The sequence below is a fragment of the Mesorhizobium sp. M2D.F.Ca.ET.226.01.1.1 genome, assembly GCF_004022705.2.
In the GTDB taxonomy this organism is placed as follows: domain Bacteria; phylum Pseudomonadota; class Alphaproteobacteria; order Rhizobiales; family Rhizobiaceae; genus Mesorhizobium.
In genome coordinates this window covers 117,448-135,068 of sequence record NZ_RZOY02000004.1, presented here as the reverse complement: position 1 = coordinate 135,068, position 17,621 = coordinate 117,448, and the positions used below count along the sequence as shown (strand labels likewise).

20 protein-coding genes are annotated in these 17,621 nt (G+C 64.3%); 13 read left to right on the top strand and 7 right to left on the bottom strand.

What is annotated here, in order from left to right; translation table 11 throughout:
• Position 1: 1 nt before the first annotated feature.
• Positions 2-1,222, bottom strand: coding sequence for a tryptophan synthase subunit beta (trpB, locus tag EN869_RS10805; RefSeq protein ID WP_127226776.1), 1,221 nt, complete (start codon positions 1,220-1,222; stop codon positions 2-4).
• A gap of 26 nt (positions 1,223-1,248) precedes the next feature.
• On the bottom strand, positions 1,249-1,908 hold the full coding sequence (locus tag EN869_RS10800; RefSeq protein WP_127226777.1) for a phosphoribosylanthranilate isomerase: 660 nt from the start codon (positions 1,906-1,908) through the stop codon (positions 1,249-1,251).
• Between the two features lie 109 nt (positions 1,909-2,017).
• Here EN869_RS10800 and EN869_RS10795 point away from each other — a divergent pair, with 109 nt between their 5' ends.
• Positions 2,018-2,233 (top strand): hypothetical protein, encoded by a 216-nt coding sequence (locus EN869_RS10795; RefSeq protein ID WP_127226778.1) that lies wholly within the window; start codon positions 2,018-2,020, stop codon positions 2,231-2,233.
• Between the two features lie 15 nt (positions 2,234-2,248).
• On the opposite strand, the gene EN869_RS10790 is transcribed toward EN869_RS10795, so the two are convergent.
• From EN869_RS10790 to EN869_RS10775, 4 genes are all read right to left on the bottom strand, one after another.
• Positions 2,249-3,007: a M48 family metallopeptidase gene (locus EN869_RS10790; protein ID WP_127226779.1), complete on the bottom strand. Its 759-nt coding sequence runs from the start codon at positions 3,005-3,007 to the stop codon at positions 2,249-2,251.
• 120 nt (positions 3,008-3,127) lie between these two features.
• Positions 3,128-3,610 carry a DUF2852 domain-containing protein gene (locus EN869_RS10785; protein ID WP_127226780.1) on the bottom strand — a complete coding sequence of 161 codons (483 nt, stop codon included), beginning with the start codon at positions 3,608-3,610 and terminating at the stop codon, positions 3,128-3,130.
• A 115-nt stretch (positions 3,611-3,725) separates the two neighbouring features.
• Entirely contained in the window at positions 3,726-4,868 is a 1,143-nt protein-coding gene (locus EN869_RS10780; protein WP_127226781.1) for a benzoate/H(+) symporter BenE family transporter, read from the bottom strand.
• 2 nt (positions 4,869-4,870) lie between these two features.
• Entirely contained in the window at positions 4,871-5,641 is a 771-nt protein-coding gene (locus EN869_RS10775; protein ID WP_127226782.1) for an alpha/beta hydrolase, read from the bottom strand.
• A 216-nt stretch (positions 5,642-5,857) separates the two neighbouring features.
• Between EN869_RS10775 and infC the strand changes: the two genes are divergently transcribed.
• The 8 genes from infC to EN869_RS10735 all read left to right on the top strand — a co-directional run bounded on the left by infC (position 5,858) and on the right by EN869_RS10735 (position 12,785).
• Positions 5,858-6,394 (top strand): translation initiation factor IF-3, encoded by a 537-nt coding sequence (gene infC / locus EN869_RS10770; RefSeq protein ID WP_127226783.1) that lies wholly within the window; start codon positions 5,858-5,860, stop codon positions 6,392-6,394.
• 197 nt (positions 6,395-6,591) lie between these two features.
• Positions 6,592-7,239, top strand: coding sequence for an isoprenylcysteine carboxylmethyltransferase family protein (locus EN869_RS10765; RefSeq protein ID WP_127226784.1), 648 nt, complete (start codon positions 6,592-6,594; stop codon positions 7,237-7,239).
• Between the two features lie 184 nt (positions 7,240-7,423).
• The gene (gene rpmI / locus EN869_RS10760; RefSeq protein ID WP_027166935.1) at positions 7,424-7,627 is read left to right on the top strand and encodes a 50S ribosomal protein L35; all 204 of its coding nucleotides are present in this window, start codon (positions 7,424-7,426) and stop codon (positions 7,625-7,627) included.
• Between the two features lie 36 nt (positions 7,628-7,663).
• The gene (gene rplT / locus EN869_RS10755; RefSeq protein ID WP_071100686.1) at positions 7,664-8,065 is read left to right on the top strand and encodes a 50S ribosomal protein L20; all 402 of its coding nucleotides are present in this window, start codon (positions 7,664-7,666) and stop codon (positions 8,063-8,065) included.
• A gap of 186 nt (positions 8,066-8,251) precedes the next feature.
• Complete coding sequence (pheS, locus tag EN869_RS10750) at positions 8,252-9,304, top strand: phenylalanine--tRNA ligase subunit alpha (protein ID WP_245489473.1); 1,053 nt, start codon at positions 8,252-8,254, stop codon at positions 9,302-9,304.
• On the top strand, positions 9,301-9,738 hold the full coding sequence (locus tag EN869_RS10745; protein WP_127226786.1) for a GFA family protein: 438 nt from the start codon (positions 9,301-9,303) through the stop codon (positions 9,736-9,738). The genes pheS and EN869_RS10745 overlap by 4 nt, the downstream gene beginning before the upstream one ends.
• Positions 9,735-12,143: a phenylalanine--tRNA ligase subunit beta gene (gene pheT, locus EN869_RS10740; RefSeq protein ID WP_127226787.1), complete on the top strand. Its 2,409-nt coding sequence runs from the start codon at positions 9,735-9,737 to the stop codon at positions 12,141-12,143. Before EN869_RS10745 ends, pheT begins: the two co-directional genes overlap by 4 nt.
• 39 nt (positions 12,144-12,182) lie before the next feature.
• Positions 12,183-12,785, top strand: coding sequence for a nucleotidyltransferase family protein (locus tag EN869_RS10735; RefSeq protein ID WP_127226788.1), 603 nt, complete (start codon positions 12,183-12,185; stop codon positions 12,783-12,785).
• A 74-nt stretch (positions 12,786-12,859) separates the two neighbouring features.
• Here the strand turns inward: EN869_RS10735 and EN869_RS10730 are convergent, their stop codons facing one another.
• Positions 12,860-13,855: an aldo/keto reductase gene (locus EN869_RS10730; RefSeq protein ID WP_127226789.1), complete on the bottom strand. Its 996-nt coding sequence runs from the start codon at positions 13,853-13,855 to the stop codon at positions 12,860-12,862.
• Positions 13,856-13,951: 96 nt separating this feature from the next.
• Here EN869_RS10730 and EN869_RS10725 point away from each other — a divergent pair, with 96 nt between their 5' ends.
• The 4 genes from EN869_RS10725 to EN869_RS10710 all read left to right on the top strand — a co-directional run bounded on the left by EN869_RS10725 (position 13,952) and on the right by EN869_RS10710 (position 17,593).
• Positions 13,952-14,842 (top strand): LysR family transcriptional regulator, encoded by an 891-nt coding sequence (locus EN869_RS10725; protein ID WP_127226790.1) that lies wholly within the window; start codon positions 13,952-13,954, stop codon positions 14,840-14,842.
• 177 nt (positions 14,843-15,019) lie between these two features.
• On the top strand, positions 15,020-15,592 hold the full coding sequence (locus tag EN869_RS10720; RefSeq protein WP_127226791.1) for a cytochrome b: 573 nt from the start codon (positions 15,020-15,022) through the stop codon (positions 15,590-15,592).
• A gap of 69 nt (positions 15,593-15,661) precedes the next feature.
• The gene (locus tag EN869_RS10715) at positions 15,662-16,237 is read left to right on the top strand and encodes a YceI family protein (RefSeq protein WP_127226792.1); all 576 of its coding nucleotides are present in this window, start codon (positions 15,662-15,664) and stop codon (positions 16,235-16,237) included.
• 369 nt (positions 16,238-16,606) lie between these two features.
• Positions 16,607-17,593 carry a Gfo/Idh/MocA family oxidoreductase gene (locus EN869_RS10710; protein WP_127226793.1) on the top strand — a complete coding sequence of 329 codons (987 nt, stop codon included), beginning with the start codon at positions 16,607-16,609 and terminating at the stop codon, positions 17,591-17,593.
• Positions 17,594-17,621: the final 28 nt, after the last annotated feature.

Sequence of the window (17,621 nt, the reverse complement as noted above, 5' to 3'; positions counted from 1 at the left end):
GTCAGATCTCCATGCCCAGCATCTTTGCCACCGTATGCACGTCCTTGTCGCCGCGGCCGGACAGGTTGACGATCACCAGCTGGTCCTTGTCCATCTTCGGCACGATCTTCATCGCATGGGCGATGGCATGCGCCGATTCCAGCGCCGGGATGATGCCTTCGACCCGCGTGGTGAGCTGGAAGGCTTCCAGCGCCTCGTCATCGAGGATCGGCTCATACTGGACACGGCCGGAATCGCGCAGCCAGGAGTGCTCCGGACCGACGCCCGGATAGTCGAGGCCGGCCGAGATCGAATGGCCATCGAGGATCTGACCGTCGGCGTTCTGCAAGAGGTAGGTGCGATTGCCGTGCAGCACGCCGGGCTTGCCGGCATTCATCGAGGCACAGTGCTCGACGCCGTCGAGGCCGCGCCCACCGGCTTCGACGCCGATGATGCGGACGTCCTTGTCGTCAAGGAAAGGATGGAAGAGGCCAATGGCGTTGGAGCCGCCGCCGACGGCGGCGATGATGACGTCGGGCAGCCGGCCTTCCTGCTCCAGCATCTGGGCGCGGGCCTCTGAGCCGATCACCGACTGGAAGTCACGCACCAGCTCCGGATAGGGATGCGGGCCGGCGGCGGTGCCGATGAGATAATAGGTGTCCTCGACATTGGTGACCCAGTCACGCAGGGCCTCGTTCATGGCGTCCTTCAGCGTGCCGTGGCCGGCGGTGACCGGCCGCACCTCGGCCCCGAGCAGCTTCATGCGGAACACATTCGGGCTCTGGCGGGCGACGTCGGTGGCGCCCATGTAGACGACGCAAGGATAGCCGAAACGCGCCGCGACGGTGGCCGAGGCGACGCCATGCTGGCCGGCGCCCGTCTCGGCGATGATGCGCTTCTTGCCCATGCGCTTGGCCAGCAGGATCTGGCCGAGGCAATTGTTGATCTTGTGCGAGCCGGTGTGGTTGAGGTCCTCGCGCTTGAAATAAACCTTGGCGCCGCCGAGATGTTTCGTCAGCCCTTCCGCGAAATAGAGCTTTGAGGGCCGCCCGGCATAGTGGGTCGACAGGTTCTGCAGCTCGGCCTTGAACTCCGGATCGTTCTTGGCCTTGTTCCACTGCTCCTCGAGATCGAGGATCAGCGGCATCAGCGTCTCGGCGACGAAACGGCCGCCGAAAATGCCGAACATGCCCTGCTCGTCGGGTCCGGTGCGGAAGGAATTGGGCATAGCCGGCTTGTTCATCGCCGATCTCCTGATTTTGGTTGTGTTCAGGCGGCGCGGTCGTCGCGCGCGGCCCTGACGGCCCGGAAAAACTGCTCGATCAGCGCCGGATCCTTGACGCCCGGAGCGCTTTCCACGCCGGACGAAACATCTATTCCGGGAGGGTTGGCCAGTCTCAGGGCATCGCCGATATTGGCGGCGTTGAGCCCTCCGGAAAGCATGTAATCGAGCCCGGCGTCAAGGCCGGCAAGGACGCGCCAGTCGAAGGCAACGCCGTTGCCGCCCGGCAGTTGGGACCCCTTGGGCGGCTTGGCATCGAACATGAAGCGATCGGCGATACCTGCGAATGGCTTTATCCGCTCGAGATCGGCTGCCTCGCTGACGGAGAACACCTTCATGACCGGCAGGCCGTAACGGGCCTTGAGTTCCGCCACGCGCTCGGGCGTTTCCGAACCGTGCAGCTGCAGCATGTCCGGCTGCATTTTCGCGACGATGTTATCCAAGAACTCATCGTCGGCATCGACGGTGACGGCGACCGCCAGGGCCTTGCCGCGCGCCGCCACGCGCAGGCGGCCGGCCTCGGCCGGCTCGACGTAACGCGGGCTCTTCGGGAAGAAAATAAACCCGACATGGCTGGCGCCGCCGGCAAGGGCGGCCGCCATCGCGGCGTCGGTCTTCAATCCGCAGATCTTGATGTCGAGCGTCATGGGCCGGGCTTGGCACGAAAAGCCGCGAGAGTCGAGAAAAAGCATGCTGTTGCCGGCTCTGCGGAAAACACTACCTTGATATAGGAAGCACAGGCGGGAGCAGACAGTCATGGCCGACCAGACCATCGTCGAACTCAGGCAGAAGATCGCGCAGGCGCGCGAGGTGATCGTGCATCTGATGGACAAGGCCGCATTCAACGGCGCCGAGGCGCACCGGGCGTTGGAGTATTTCGGCAGCGACGCGTTCGATCGGGATTTTCTGCCCTGGCCGCATATCGAGGAAGGATTGCGGCCTGAGGAGTTGAACGCGGCAAATGATGATTGAGCGGGCCGGCCGGCGCTATTCAAACACAATCGCCTGCAGCGCGCCGCCATTGCGCTTCAGCCAGTCCTTGCAGCGGTCCGTATCGGGGCAGAGCTTTTCGCACAATTTCCAGAATTTCGGGCCGTGGTTCATCTCCTTGAGATGCGCCACCTCATGCGCCACCAGGTAGTTTATCACCGCCGGCGGCGCCATCATGATGCGCCAGGAGAAGGAGAGATTGCCCTCCGAGGTGCATGACCCCCAGCGGCTGGAGGTATCCTTGTACCTTATCGCCTTGGCGCGCTTGCCGATCGCCTCGGTGTGCTTGACCACCAGTTTCTCGATCTCCTTCTTGGCCTCGCGCTTGAGGTAATCGGCGATGCGGCGCGGCAGATGGATGCGCTCGCCATGGACGACCAACAGCGGGCCGCGTTCGTCGCGCAAGACGGTGACGGTGCCGCGCTTCGACGGCTCATGCACGATGCGGTGCGGCACGCCGCGGATCGGGATTTTTATGCCGGGCCGCACCTGGGGGCGCGTCGGCACCTTGGCCAGGCGCTGCTCCAGCCAGTCCTGGTGGCGATCGAGGAATTTCTCCACCTCGCCGCGGCGCAGGCCGGGCGGCACGGTGACGCGCAGGCCCTGGCCGCCGGAATCGATGCGCAAGGTGAGCCGCCGGGCCCTGGCGCTCTCGACGATTTTCAGCGGCAATGTTCGCCCGGCGACGCAATGTTCGCGCTCCACGACAGGCGTGGGCTTTGGCTTGGTCAGATTGCGAAAGAAGCCGAGGGTCATGGCTGGACGATACGCGATTCGAAAAAAACGACCAGTGGAGGGTGCTACAAAGAGAACAAAAAAGAAACGGCGCCGCAAGACGCGACGCCGTTCTATCAGCCTAAGACCTGTCGCAGGATCTCAGTCGTCGAGCAGGTTCGTACCCTTGCCGCGCTTGGAAGCGGGCTTGTCGCCCGGCTCGGTGGTGGTTGTCGGCGCGGTATGCTTGTTGCGCTGGGCCATGAAGCGATCAAATTCGTCCTGGTCCTTGGCGCGGCGCAGTTCGCGGGCGTAATCGTCGAACTCGGTCAGCATCTCGTCGAGCTTGCGGCGCTCCTCGGCCAGGCGTTCGAGCTCCTTCTCGCGCCAGTCGTCGAAGGCGACATTGCCGGTGTGGGCCGAGCCGTGGCCCCAGCGGGCCGCCTTGTCGGAACTGCGGCGGCAACCGGCGAAGATGCCGTCGGTGGCGCGGTTGACGTCGCGCTTGAAGCCCTCGAGCCGGTCGCCCCAGATGATATAGGCGAGCATGGCGAAGCCGAGCGGCCAGAACACCATGAAGCCGATGACCATCAGCGCGATGGTGGCCGGCGTCCAGGCCGGACGGATCAATGCACTCGTGTTCATTTCTCCCAATCCTTCCGTTGGAGACAGCCAGAGCGGCTGCGTGGAATCGAAATGGGAAGGCGAAATAGGCTATTCAAGACAAACCCGGCCAAAACCGGCGAAGCATCTGAAATGATTATCGCTTTTTGAGTTTATCGAGGAAAAGCACTGCCAAGCCGGCGACAAGGCCCCAGAATGCCGCGCCGACGCCGAAGAGCGTGAGGCCGGAGGCGGTGACGGCAAAGGTGATGGTGGCGGGCATGCGCTCGGCCTCGTCCCTGAGCGCGATCGACAAGGCGTTGGCCAAGGACGCCATCAGCGCCAGCCCGGCGACCAGCACGATCAGGCTCTGCGGCAGGACGGCGAAGATCGCCACCAGCGAAGCGCCGAAGATGGCGAAGATCAGATAGGCCAGCGCATAGAACGGCCCCGTCTTCCAGCGTTCGGCAGGGTCGGGATGCACGTCGGGGCCGGTGCAGATTGCCGCCGAGATGGCCGCCAGGTTGGTGGTGGCGGCGCCGAACGGCGCCGACAACAGCGAAAACAGGCCGGTGACGCCGATCAATGGTGCAGGTTCGGGGTGGTAGCCCGCCGCGCGCAGCACGGCGAGGCCGGAGAGGTTCTGCGAGGCCATGGTGACGAGGTAGAGCGGCAGCGCCAAGCCGACGATTGCCTTGGCCGTGAAGCTTGGAGCCACCAGCGTCAGCGTCGACAGTTCCGGCGCCGGCAGGCCACCGACACGGCCGGTGAGGAAGGCGGCGAGCCCGCCGCCGACCAGAACCGCCAGCACCGACAACGACGGATTGAAAAGGCGGATGATGAAAAACGCCGCGATCAGCGGCAAAATGAGCCGGGGATCGGCCGGAATGGCCTTCACCGCATTGATGGCGAAGGTGACGACGATACCGGCCAGCATGCCGGAGGCGACGGAGGCCGGTATGCGCGCGATCAGCCTGGTCAACGGCTTGAACAGGCCGGTGGCGATCAAAAGGACGCCGGTGACGATGAAGGCGCCGACGGCTTCGGGCATGGTGAAGCCGCTGGAGGCGGCGACCAGCGCCAGACCCGGCGTCGACCAGGCGGTGATGACAGGCATTTTCGTGCGCCAGGACAGCCACAGGCATTCGATCGCCATCGCAAGGCAGATCGCCGTTACGCCGCTCGCGGTCTCGACCTGCGTTGCGCCGACCGCCTTGGCGGCGGCAATGACGATGGCCAAAGTCCCGCCGAAGCCGACGATCGCCGCGACGAAGGCGGATATCGGGATCGAAACGCGCATGGTCAGGCGGCCCGCCTGACCATTTCGCCGACGGCGCGCTTCAGCAGGTCGAGATCCTCGGGACGGGACAGGCGATGGTCGCCGTCCGGAATGAGCGACAGCGTCACGTCGTCGGCGGGCAGCATGGAGGCGAGCTTCAGCGCGTGGCCCGACGGCACGTCCGGGTCAGCCAGGCCCTGCAGGATATGCACCGGACAATGCGTGTCGATCGGGCCGGTCATCACCCGGTTGGCGCGGCCGTCCTCGATCAGCGCGCGCGTGTATATAAAGGGCTGGTCCGAATAATCGGACGGCTCGGCGAAGAAGCCTTTTTCCTGCAAATCCTGCCGCTGCGCGTCGGTCAGCACCGGCTCGATCAACTCGACGGTGAAATCCGGCGCCGGGGCGAGGAGCACAAGACCGGCAACCCTTGCGTTGCCCGCCTTGCGCAGTTCCTGCACCATGCGCAGCGCGATCCAGGCGCCCATCGAGGAGCCGACCAGGATCTGCTTGCCCTTGCTGAAACGGCGAAAGACCGCAAGGCTCTGCGTCAGCCATCTGGAGATCGTCCCGTCGGCAAATTCGCCGCCCGATTCACCATGGCCGGAATAGTCGTGGCGCAGATAGGCGCGACCCTCGCCGCCGGCCCAGGCGGCAAGCGCCTCGGCTTTTGTGCCAAGCATGTCGGACTTGTAGCCGCCGAGCCAGACCACGCCGGGTGCTGAGCCCTTTACCTGCCGGACGGCGATGTTCGATCCGTCCACATCGATGAAAACCGGAGCGCTGGCGGCCATGGGCTTATTCCTCTCGGCCGGTCTTTTGACACAAGCGGTGGTTCAACGAAAAGTGCTCGCGGCGTTTCTTTGCTTGGTGCAGACAATTGCCATGCAGCAGGTGATTTTCCGGCGCGGCTATGCTATTGACTCCCGCCCCGCGCTCACCACATAGGCGCGTCCACCTATTTTGAAACCACAGAAACCCTGAACGAAACGGCCGAGGAGACCACGACCATTCGCAGACCTTTCAAAGCAGCGGCACCCACCAAGGACGGGCCGCGCTCAAACCGAGACATCCGGGTTCCCCGGGTCCAGCTTATCGACGCCGAAGGCCAGAACCGCGGCGAAGTTTCCATCAACGAAGCGCTGCTGCTGGCCGAGGAGGCCGGGCTCGATCTCGTCGAGATATCGCCCAACGCGCAGCCCCCCGTCGTCAAGATCCTCGATCTCGGCAAGCTGAAATACGCCAACCAGAAGAAGGCGGCCGAAGCGCGCAAGAACCAGAAGGTCATCGAGATCAAGGAGATCAAGATGCGCCCGAACATCGACAGCCATGACTACGACACCAAGATGAAGGCGGTGCGCCGCTTCTTCGAGGAAGGCGACAAGGTCAAGCTGACGCTGCGCTTCCGTGGCCGCGAGATGGCGCATATGGAGCTCGGCATGCAGCTTCTGAACAAGGTGCGCGAGGAAGTGGCCACCATCGCCAAGGTCGAGGCGGAGCCGAAGCTCGAAGGCCGCCAGATGATGATGGTCCTGGCGCCGCGCTGATCGGGAAGGCGCGGCCGCCGACACCGTCGCGTCCATCACGCTTTCGCGAGTTGCCGGGCTGCGTTTCATCCCGCTCTAAAATCCGCCCGAATTGCCGGGCACGGCGTCCCGACGATCGGCGGGGCGCCTGTTTTCAATCCGATCGCCACTCGCCGATCGAGTTCCTCGATCGCGAGCAAAACGCGATCGGATGGGTCATGGTCGATGAAGTGAAGATCCCTGCCGACAACCACAACAAAGGGTTGGGCGGTTACCAATATATGCGCCGGATCGTGCTTGCCGTGCTGGTCGTGGTGCTGTTTGCGGCACTTCTGTTTGGGCAGTCGACCTTCCCGCCGGACACGCCGGTGCATGAATCGATCGAGATGTTCGGCGTGCTGCTGATCTTTCTCGGCATTGTCGGGCGCTTGTGGTCGACGCTCTATATCGGCGGGCGCAAATCGTCCGAAGTGGTCACCGGCGGGCCATATTCTATCACCCGCAACCCGCTCTATCTGTTCTCGACCGTGGCGGCCGCCGGCGTCGGAGCGCAGATCGGCTCGTTTTCAGGCATCATTCTCTTTGCGTTGCTGTGCGCCGGCGCGTTCCACATCGTCATCCTGCGCGAGGAGCGGTATCTGAAGGGGGTGCTCGGTGCCGCGTACGCGGCCTATTTGGCGAGGGTGCCGCGCTTCTTCCCGAACCTCTCGCTCTACCAGGAAGGCGATACCGGCAGCTTCAAGCCGCGCCTCTTGTTGAACACGCTGCTCGACGGGCTGGTGTTCCTGGTGGCGCTGCCGGCTTTCGAGCTGATCGACGGCATGCAGCAAACGGGAGTGTTGCCGGTGTGGTTCACCTTGCCCTGATCGAGGACAGCGCGTCACATCTTCTGAGGTGTTGCACCCGCGCCGTCTTTGATCTATAGGACCGCCGTTCCAAGAAAACCGCCCGGCAGGGCATGCCGTGGCGGTTTCATTTGCTTTTCGGGCTTTGGTCGGCCCGGAGCGATAAAAGAAGCGCGATGGTGCGCCACCAATACGGAGTAGCAAAATGCCCAAGATGAAGACCAAATCGGCCGCCAAGAAGCGGTTCAAGATTACTGCCACCGGCAAGGTGCTGTCGGCTGCCGCCGGCAAGCGCCACGGCATGATCAAGCGTTCCAACAAGTTCATTCGCGATGCCCGCGGCACGATGGTTCTGGCTGAACCGGACGGCAAGAAGGTCATCAAGAATTTTCTGCCGAACGGCCTCTAATCCCTCGGCTTGGACACGTTTTAAGGAGATCATGACATGGCACGCGTAAAGAGAGGCGTTACCGCCCACGCCAAGCACAAGAAGGTCCTGAAAGCCGCCAAGGGCTTCTACGGCCGCCGCAAGAACACCATCCGCATCGCCAAGCAGGCGGTGGAGAAGTCGCTGCAGTACGCCTACCGCGACCGCAAGAACCGCAAGCGCTCGTTCCGTGCGCTGTGGATCCAGCGCATCAACGCGGCGGTGCATGAGCACGGCCTGACCTATGGCCGCTTCATCGACGGCCTCAACAAGGCCGGCATCGAGATCGACCGCAAGATCCTTTCGGACATGGCCATCCACGAGCCGCAGGCTTTCGCCGCGCTGGTAGCCAAGGCCAAGGTTGCGCTCGAATATCTGAAGAACACCACGCCGAATGCTTTTGAGAGCGCTGTCGCCTAAGCCAGCGCTTCCCAAGCATTTTTTAGGACTGATTTGGGGAACCCGCGCTGGCACGGCTGGCGCGGGTTTTTCTTATGCCCGATGTAACCAAAATGGCGACGCACCGGATTTCGGTGGTCGCCCGATCGAGAGAGTTTCGCCGTGAACGCCACCGCTGGAAATCTTGAAACCCTTGAAGCTTCGCTGATGGCCGACATAGCGGCCGCGGCCGACGAGGCCTCAATCGAGGCGGTGCGCGTCGCGGCGCTGGGCAAGAAGGGCTCGGTCTCAGAAATGCTGAAGACGCTGGGCGCAATGAGCGCCGAGGAGCGGCAGGTTAAGGGCCCGGCGATCAACGGCCTCAAGAACCGTGTCACCGAAGCGCTCAGCGCGCGCAAGGCGGAGCTCAAGGATGTGGCCGTCGCCGCGCGGCTCGCGGCCGAGACGGTCGACGTGACGCTGCCGGTGCGCCAGTCGCCGGCCGAGCGCGGCCGCATCCATCCGATCAGCCAGGTGATCGACGAGATCGCGGCGATCTTCGGCGATCTCGGCTTCTCGATCGCCGAAGGCCCGGATATCGAGACCGACTATTACAATTTCACGGCGCTGAATTTCCCGGAAGGACATCCGGCGCGCGAGATGCACGACACCTTCTTCTTCCAGCCGGACGAGAAGGGCGAGCGCAAGCTGTTGCGCACGCACACCTCGCCCGTGCAGATCCGCACCATGGAGAAGCAGAAGCCGCCTATCCGCATCGTCATCCCCGGCAAGACCTACCGGCAGGATTCGGACGCCACGCACTCGCCGATGTTCCATCAGGTCGAAGGGCTGGTGGTCGACAAATCGGCCAATGTCGCCAACATGAAGTGGGTGCTGGAGGAGTTCTGCAAGGCCTTCTTCGAGGTGCCTTCGGTCAAGATGCGCTTCCGGCCGTCCTTCTTCCCGTTCACCGAGCCCAGCCTCGAGGTCGACATCCAGTGCGACCGCTCGCGTCCCGGCGAAGTGCGCTTCGGCGAAGGCACCGACTGGATGGAGATCCTGGGCTGCGGCATGGTGCATCCGAACGTGCTGCGCGCCGGCGGGCTCGATCCCGACGAATATCAGGGCTTTGCCTGGGGCATGGGCATCGACCGCATCGCCATGCTGAAATACGGCATGCCGGACCTGCGCGCCTTCTTCGACGCGGATGTACGCTGGCTGTCGCATTACGGGTTCAGGCCACTCGACCTGCCGACATTGTTCGGGGGGCTGTCTGCATGACGGCACCACACACCGGCGGCTGCCGTTGCGGCGCGGTGCGGTTCGAGGCTTCCGCCGAGCCGCACCATATCAGCTATTGCCATTGCGGCGACTGCCGGCGTGCCAGTGGGGCGCCGGTGTCGGCCTTTGTCGGCTTCCTGGCCGACCAGGTCGCGCTCAACGGCAAGTCGCTGAAAAGCTACCGCAACGGTCCGGTGGAGCGGTCCTTCTGCGGCACCTGCGGCTCGCCGATCGCATATACCGACAAGCGGCTCGACAACCGGATCTATTTCATGCTCGGCGCCATGGACATGCCGGCTTATTTCAAGCCGACGCTGCATGCCCATGTGCGCGAGCAACTGCCCTTCCTACACATGCCGGACGATCTGCCGAGACATCTGAAGACCAGCGTACCCCGGCCCGAAGAACAAAGACCCGACGGAACACAGTCATGAAATTCACGCTCTCCTGGCTCAAGGACCATCTCGAGACCGACGCCTCGCTTGCCCAGATCGTCGAGCGGCTGACCGCCATCGGCCTCGAAGTCGAACATGTCGATGACAAGGCTGGCCTGAAGCCCTTCGTCATCGCCAAGGTGCTGACGGCGGTGCAGCATCCCGACGCCGACCGGCTGCGCGTGCTGACCGTCGACACCGGCAACGGCAAGCCGCCGGTGCAAGTGGTGTGCGGCGCACCGAATGCCCGCGCCGGCCTGATCGGCGCCTTCGCGGCGCCCGGCACTTATGTTCCGGGCATCGCCGTGACGCTCTCGGTCGGCAAGATCCGCGGTGTCGAGAGCCATGGCATGATGTGCTCGGAGCGCGAGCTGGAGATCTCCGATGAGCATAACGGCATCATCGATCTGCCTGAGGACGCGCCGGTCGGCACCAGCTTCGCGGCTTATGCGCATCTCGACGATCCGGTCATCGAGATCAATTTGACGCCGAACCGGCCGGATGCGACCAGCGTCTACGGCATTGCGCGCGACCTCGCGGCGAGCGGGCTCGGCCGGCTCACCGGCGGCGCGATCATGCCGCATGCCGGCGAAGGCCTGTGCCCGGTCAAGGTCACGATCGAGGCGCCGGAGCTTTGCCCGGGCTTCGCGCTCAGGCTGGTCAAGGGCGTCAAGAACGGTCCGTCGCCGAAATGGCTGCAGCAGCGGCTGATCGCCATCGGGCTTCGCCCGATCAGCGCGCTGGTCGACATCACCAATTACGTCACCTTCGACCGCGGCCGGCCGCTGCATGTGTTCGACGCCGCCAAGGTCGCCGGTAACCTCGTGGTGCGGCGCGCCAGGGTCGGCGAGAAGGTGCTGGCGCTCGATGGCCGCGAATACACGCTGACGCCCGAAATGTGCGTGATTGCCGATGACAATGGCGTCGAATCGATTGCCGGCATCATGGGCGGCGAGCATTCCGGCTGCGACGAGAACACCACCGACGTGCTGATCGAATCGGCGCTCTGGGACCCGATCACCACGGCCCGCACCGGCCGCGCGCTCGGCATCATAAGCGATGCGCGCTACCGTTTCGAGCGCGGTGTCGATCCCGAATTCATGGTGCCGGGTGTGGAGCTCGCGACCAGGCTGGTGCTCGACTTCTGCGGCGGCACGCCGTCCGAAATGGAGGTTGCCGGTTATGCCGGCCACAAGCCGATGGTCGTGTCCTTCCCGCTGTCGGAAGTGAAGCGGCTGACCGGCATCGAGGTGTCGAGGGAAGAAGCACTCGGTATCCTGACTCGTCTCGGCTTCGAGCCGCAGGGCTCGGGCGACGTCGTCAAGGTGAAGGTGCCGTCCTGGCGGCCGGACATCGACGGCAAGGCCGACCTGGTCGAGGAAGTGATGCGCATCCACGGCGTCGACAACATTGCGCCGCAGCCGCTCACCTCGCATGACGCCGTCAACGGCAAGATCCTGACCACGCTGCAGGTGCGCACCCGCGCGGCCAAGCGCGCGCTGGCCGTGCGCGGCATGATGGAGGCCGTCACCTGGTCGTTCATCCCGGCAAAGCACGCCGAGCTGTTCGGCGGCGGCCAGACGTCGCTGAAGCTCGCCAACCCGATCGCCGCCGACATGTCCGACATGCGGCCCTCGTTATTGCCCGGGCTGATCGCGGCCGCGCAGCGCAATGCCGACAAGGGCATCGGCGACGTGGCGCTTTTCGAGGTATCGGGCACCTATGAGGGGGATGCGGCCGACCAGCAGCGGCGCGTTGCCGCCGGCGTCAGGCGCGGCACCGCCAAGCTCGAAGGTTCGGGCCGCAGCTGGGCCGGCAATGCCGGACCGGTCGGCGTGTTCGACGCCAAGGCGGACGCGATCGCGGCGCTCGAAGCCTGCGGCGCGCCGGTCGACCGGCTGCAGATCGAGCCCGGCGGCCCGGCCTGGTACCATCCGGGACGCTCCGGCACGATCAAGCTCGGCCCCAAGACCGTGCTCGGCACCTTCGGCGAATTCCATCCGAAGACGCTGGAAACGCTTGACGTCTCGGGTCCGCTCTGCGGCTTCGAGGTTTTCGTCGACGCCGTGCCGGAGCCGAAGGCCAAACCGACGCGCACCAAGCCGAAACTGGAACTCTCGCCCTTCCAGGCGGTGAAGCGCGATTTCGCCTTCGTCGTCGACCGGACGGTAGAAGCCGGCACGCTGGTGCGGGCAGCCTTGGCCGCAGGCAAGAAGCTGGTCACCGGCGTTTCGGTGTTCGATGTCTTCGAGGGCGCCTCGCTCGGCGAAGCCAAGAAGTCGATCGCCATCGAGGTCTCGATCCAGCCGGTCGAAAAGACGCTGACCGACGAGGATTTCGAGGCGCTCGCAAAACGCATCGTCGAGAACGTCAACAAGCAGACGGGCGGCGTGCTGCGCGCCTAATGCATTGCCGGCAGGCGGCGAATCGTCCTCCAAAGGGCGATGAGCCATCTCCGCTATTCCGGTCTGCCCTTCGAAGATCAGCGCGCGGCGTTCCTTGCCATCGTCGCGGCTGATCCGCTGCTTGGCGAAACGCTGGCGCGGGTGCGGGCGCTTGCACTGCCGGACTGGCTGGTGGTTTCGGGCGCGCTCTACAACAGCGTCTGGAACCATCTGACCTGCAAGCCGCCGGGTTACGGCATCAAGGATGTCGACCTGTTCTATTTCGACGATTCCGACCTTTCCTACGAGGCCGAAGATGCGGTGATCCGCCGGGCATCGACGCATTTCGAGGGGCTGCCGTTGCCGGTCGAGGTGCGTAACCAGGCGCGGGTGCATCTGTGGTATCCGCAGAAGTTCGGGCAGGAATGTCCGAGATATGCGAGTTCGAGCGAATCCGTCAGCTATTTTGCGTCGAAGACGCATGCGGTTGGGGTGCGGTTCGGTGCTGACGGGGCGTTGGAGTTGGTGGCGCCGTTCGGACTCGATGACGTCTTTTCGTTTCGCATCACGCCGAACAGGGCGCTGGATAATCAGCGGACGCATGAGGCGAAGGGGAGAAGGGCGCGGGAGTGTTGGCCTGAGATTAGCGTGCTGCCTTGGTAAGGGCGCAGAATAAAATAAGTCGGCGCGAGGCGCCGGCCTTTCAACAAAAGAGGCGCCGAAGCGCCCCTTTCCACTCACCCATTCACCAGCGCCAGCAATTCCTCCGTATAGCGCTTGCCGACCACCTTGTCGGGCGACAGCGCGTCGCCGATCGACGCGACCTCTGCAGCACTCAGCTCAATGCCCGCAGCCGCCGTGTTCTGCTCCAAGTGGCGGATCTTCCGCGCGCCGGGGGTAGGGACAATAAAGTCGCCCTGGTGCAGCACCCAGGCGAGCGCAAGCTGCGCCGGCGTCACGCCCTTCTCGGCCGCCATCTTCTCCAGCATCGCGATGACGGCGTTGTTGGCCTCCATCGCCTCGGCCTGGAAGCGCGGCAGGGTCAGGCGCCAGTCGCCGGCGCCGAGCGCGTCGGGCTTGCTGAGCGTGCCGGTGAGCAGGCCGCGGCCGAGCGGGCTGTAGGGGACGAAACCGATGCCAAGCTCGCGGCAGACGGCGAGTATCTCGTCCTCCGGATCGCGGCTCCACAGCGAATATTCGCTCTGCACGGCGGCGATCGGATGCACGGCATGCGCCCGGCGCAAAGTGGCAGCACTCACCTCCGACAAGCCCAGCGCGCGCACCTTGCCCTCGCGCACCAGCTCGGCCATGGCGCCGACCGCGTCCTCGATCGGCACGTTCGGATCGACGCGGTGCTGGTAGTAGAGGTCGATCACGTCAGTATCGAGCCTCTTGAGCGAGGCTTCCGCCACCGCCTTGACGTGCTCGGGGCGGCTGTCGACGCCCGCCATGCGGTCGATGCCGGTGCCTTCGTCGAGGATCTTGAAGCCGAATTTGGTGGCAATTGTCACCTTGTCGCGCACCGGCTTCAGCGCCTTGCCGACCAGGATTTCGTTCTCGAACGGACCATAGACTTCGGCCGTGTCGAAGAAGGTCACGCCGATTTCCACGGCGCGACGCAACGTGGCGATGGCTTCCGCCTCCGGCTGACCGCCATAAGCGAAGCTCATGCCCATGCAGCCGAGGCCGACGGGAAAGACTTCGAGTTCAGTTCCGAGTTTGCGGGTTTGCATGGCGCATCTCCTTGTTGCGATGGGCAGGAGATAAGGCCTTGCAATCCGTTCGATAATCATGGCTCTTTTGCACGGCTTGTTCTAGAATATAGATCAATGAACCGCACCAACCTCTCGCAGCTCGCCGTGCTTGCCACGGTCGCCCAATGCGCCAGCTTTCGCGGCGCCGCGCGCGAGCTCGGCATCGCGCCCTCGGCCGTGAGTCACGCGGTGTCGAGCCTGGAAGCGCGGCTCGGCGTGCGGCTCTTGGCGCGCAGCACGCGCAGCGTCGGGCCGACCGAAGAAGGCGCGCAACTGCTCGAACGGCTGCGGCCGGCGCTGTCCGAGATCGACCTGGCGCTGGAGACAGCGGTCGAGGCGCGCGACCGGCCGGCGGGCAATCTGCGGTTGACCGTGCCGCGCACGGCAGCCCACCTGACGCTCACGCCCAGGCTCGGCGCCTTTGCCGCGGCCTATCCCGATATCGTGCTGGAGATCGTCATCGAGGATCGCTTCACCGATGTGGTCGAAGGCGGCTTCGATGCCGGCGTGCGGCTCGGCGAAAGCCTGCAGCGCGACATGATCGCGGTGCGCATCGGGCCCGACCTCCGCGGCGCGGTGGTCGCCGCGCCGTCCTATTTCGCCTCCATGCCGAAACCGCGCCATCCGCGTGACCTCGCCGAGCATCGCTGCATCCGGTTCCGCTTTTCCAGCGGCATCCTCTACCGCTGGGAATTCGAGAAGGACGGCGAGGAGATCGAGATCGCGGCGCAGGGGCCGCTGATCCTCGACGAGGACCATCTGATTGCCCAGGCGGCGGTCGACGGCGCCGGGCTTGCCTTCGTCTTCGAGCCCTATGTCCGGGCGCCGCTCGCCGACGGCAGGCTGATCCGCGTGCTGGAGGACTGGTGCCCGTCCTTCGAGGGTTTCTTCGTCTATTATCCCAGCCGCCGGCAGATGCGGCCGGCGCTCAGGGCGTTCGTGGATTTCTTCAAGGTGAGCGGGTGAACCCACCCTTCCCCTTGTGGGGAGGGTCGGCTTGCAAGCGTAGCGAAGCGGAGATTGCGAGCCGGGGGGCGTAGCGCCCTACGAGCCCCCACTCCGATTCGCTATGCGGATCGACCCCCCCACAGGGGGAGGGTAAGGCCTCGGAAGAAAGCCCATCCCAGCGACGTTCTTCTCACCATGCAGACATCCATCACGAACACCCCTACCCGCTATGGCTGGGCGATGATCGTCCTCCACTGGCTGATCGGCATCATCTTCATCGGCCAATTCGTCCTCGGCTACGTTATGGTGCGGATCGAAAGCCAACGGACGTCCTTCGAACTGATTCAGCTGCACAAATCCTTCGGGTTCCTGCTGCTCGGCCTGATCATCCTGCGCATCGCCTGGCGGCTCGGCAACGCGGCGCCGGCCTTGCCGGCTTCGGTCGGGACATTGGAGCGCAGAACCGCGCCGCTGGCGCATTTCGCGCTCTATGCGTTCCAGGTCGCGCTGCCGCTCTCCGGCTGGGCGCTGGTCTCGGTCTCGACGCTGGAAATCCCGACCATGCCGTTCAACCTGTTCGTGATGCCCAATTTGCCGCTGACCGAGTCAGACGCCTCGGAGAGCTTTTGGACGTCCGCGCATTGGTATCTCGCCTATGCCGGCATCGCGCTGGTAGCGCTGCACATCGCGGCTGCTTTACGCCATCATTTCCTGTTGCGCGATGCTGTGCTCACGCGCATCATCACACCTTCGTCAAGCGGGGAATAGAGCGGGCCGGTCATTCGTTGACGGGGCGAGATGACAGCAATGCGCTGTCTCACGAAAAGGACCATCCCCATGAACGCGCGCATCCTCGGAGTGGCGGCTTTTGCCGCTTGCCTTGCCATGCCAGTATACGCGGCGGTTGCCCTCAGCGACGCCGCCGGCAGCTACACGATCAGCCCTTCGGGCTCGTCGATCCGCTTCACCATCGGCAAAGCCGGCGGCGGCGGCTTCGACGGCGCCTTCGGCCGCTTCAAGGGCACGATCCGCATCGACAATAGCGATGTCGGCCGCTCCAAGGTCGACCTCACCATCTATCCCGAGAGCGTCGGCACCGGGCAGGGCCGCATCGACGCCTTCCTCCGCTCCGACGCGGTGTTCGACGCCGCCAACAATCCAGAGATCCAGTTCCGCTCGACCAGCATCACCCGCACCGGCGACACGACGGCGGTTGTGACCGGCCGGCTGACCGCGCGCGGCAAGACGTTCCCGGAAAAGTTCACCGCCGAGCTCGGGGGGCTTAAATCCGGCACGATCAAATTCCACGTCACCGGCAAGGTGCTGCGGTCGCGCTACGGCATGGATGTCGGCACGCCGCTCTACTCCAATGTCGTCGATTTCGACATGACGCTGACGGGGAGAAGGGGCTGAGCGCCATTTCCTCGCCCCCGGCAAAGCCGGGCTGCGCAACGAACTCATGTTCTGTAACTGACCGATCGGGCCGAGGTTTGATTGCCACGTGGTTCCCCCAATCCGTCGCTGCTTCGCAGCGCCACCTTTCCCCCCTCCGGAGGGAAAGGACGGGAGCGTTGCCGCACAGGCGTCGACGGCAAAAAGCTTGGTGTCTTTCCTCTACCCCGTCGATCGGGGGAGAGGTGACTCGGCGAAGCCGAGACGGAGTGGGGGTCGACCAGCGCTGCATTGGACAATGCATGCGCTAAGCTGCACGGAGCCTCTGCGATTGGCTTTTCTCCGGAATTGGGGCACACCTCCATGATGTAACCGACATGGAGAAGCGTGATGTTCCGATGGGGTGTTCTGTCGACGGCGAAGATCGGCCGCGAGCAGCTTTTGCCGGCAATCGTGGATTCGGAAAACGGCGTGCTGTCGGCGATCGCCAGCCGTGACCTCTCGAAGGCCAAGGCCCTGGGCGAGCGTTTCGGCGCCCGCCATGCTTTCGGCTCCTATGAGGAACTGCTTGCCTCCCCGGACGTCGACGGCGTCTACATCCCGCTGCCCACCTCGCAGCATGTCGAATGGACGGCGAAGGCGATCGAAGCCGGAAAACATGTGCTGGTGGAAAAGCCTCTCGCGCTCGACGCCAAGGACATCCCGCCGCTGATCAAGCTGCGCGACGAGAAGAAGGTGCTGGTCTGCGAGGCCTTCATGGTCACCTACCACCCGCAATGGATCAAGGTGCGCGACCTCATCGCCGCCGGCGCCATCGGCCGGCTGCGGCATGTGCAGGGCGCGTTCTCCTATTACAATGTCGACCCAAAGAACATGCGCAACCAGCTCGATCTCGGCGGCGGCGCGCTGCCCGACATCGGCGTCTATCCGACAGTGTCGACGCGGTTTTCGACCGGCAGGGAACCGATCCGCGTGCAGGCGACGATCGAGCGCGACAAGACCTTCGGCACCGACATCTATTCCTCGATCCGCGCCGATTTCGGCGACTTCGAGCTGTCCTTCTATCTGTCGACGCAGATGGCGGCGCGCCAGGTGATGGTGTTCCACGGCGAAAAAGGGTTCATCGAAGTCTTCGGCCCGTTCAATGCCGGGCTCTACGAGCACCACCGCATCGAGCTGCACAACCAGAACCACACCGAGGCGCAGGTGTTCCGCTTCCCCGGCACGCAGCAGTACCGGCTGGAATGCGAGGCCTTCGTGCGCGCCGCCCAGGGCAGCAAGGAGCGCGTCTTCACGCTGGAGGAATCGGTGCTCAACCAGAAGGTCATCGACGCCATCTTCCGCGCCGGCGAGAAGGACGGCTGGGAGACGGTCTAAAGATTTTTGCTTTTACGCAATTCCGGAC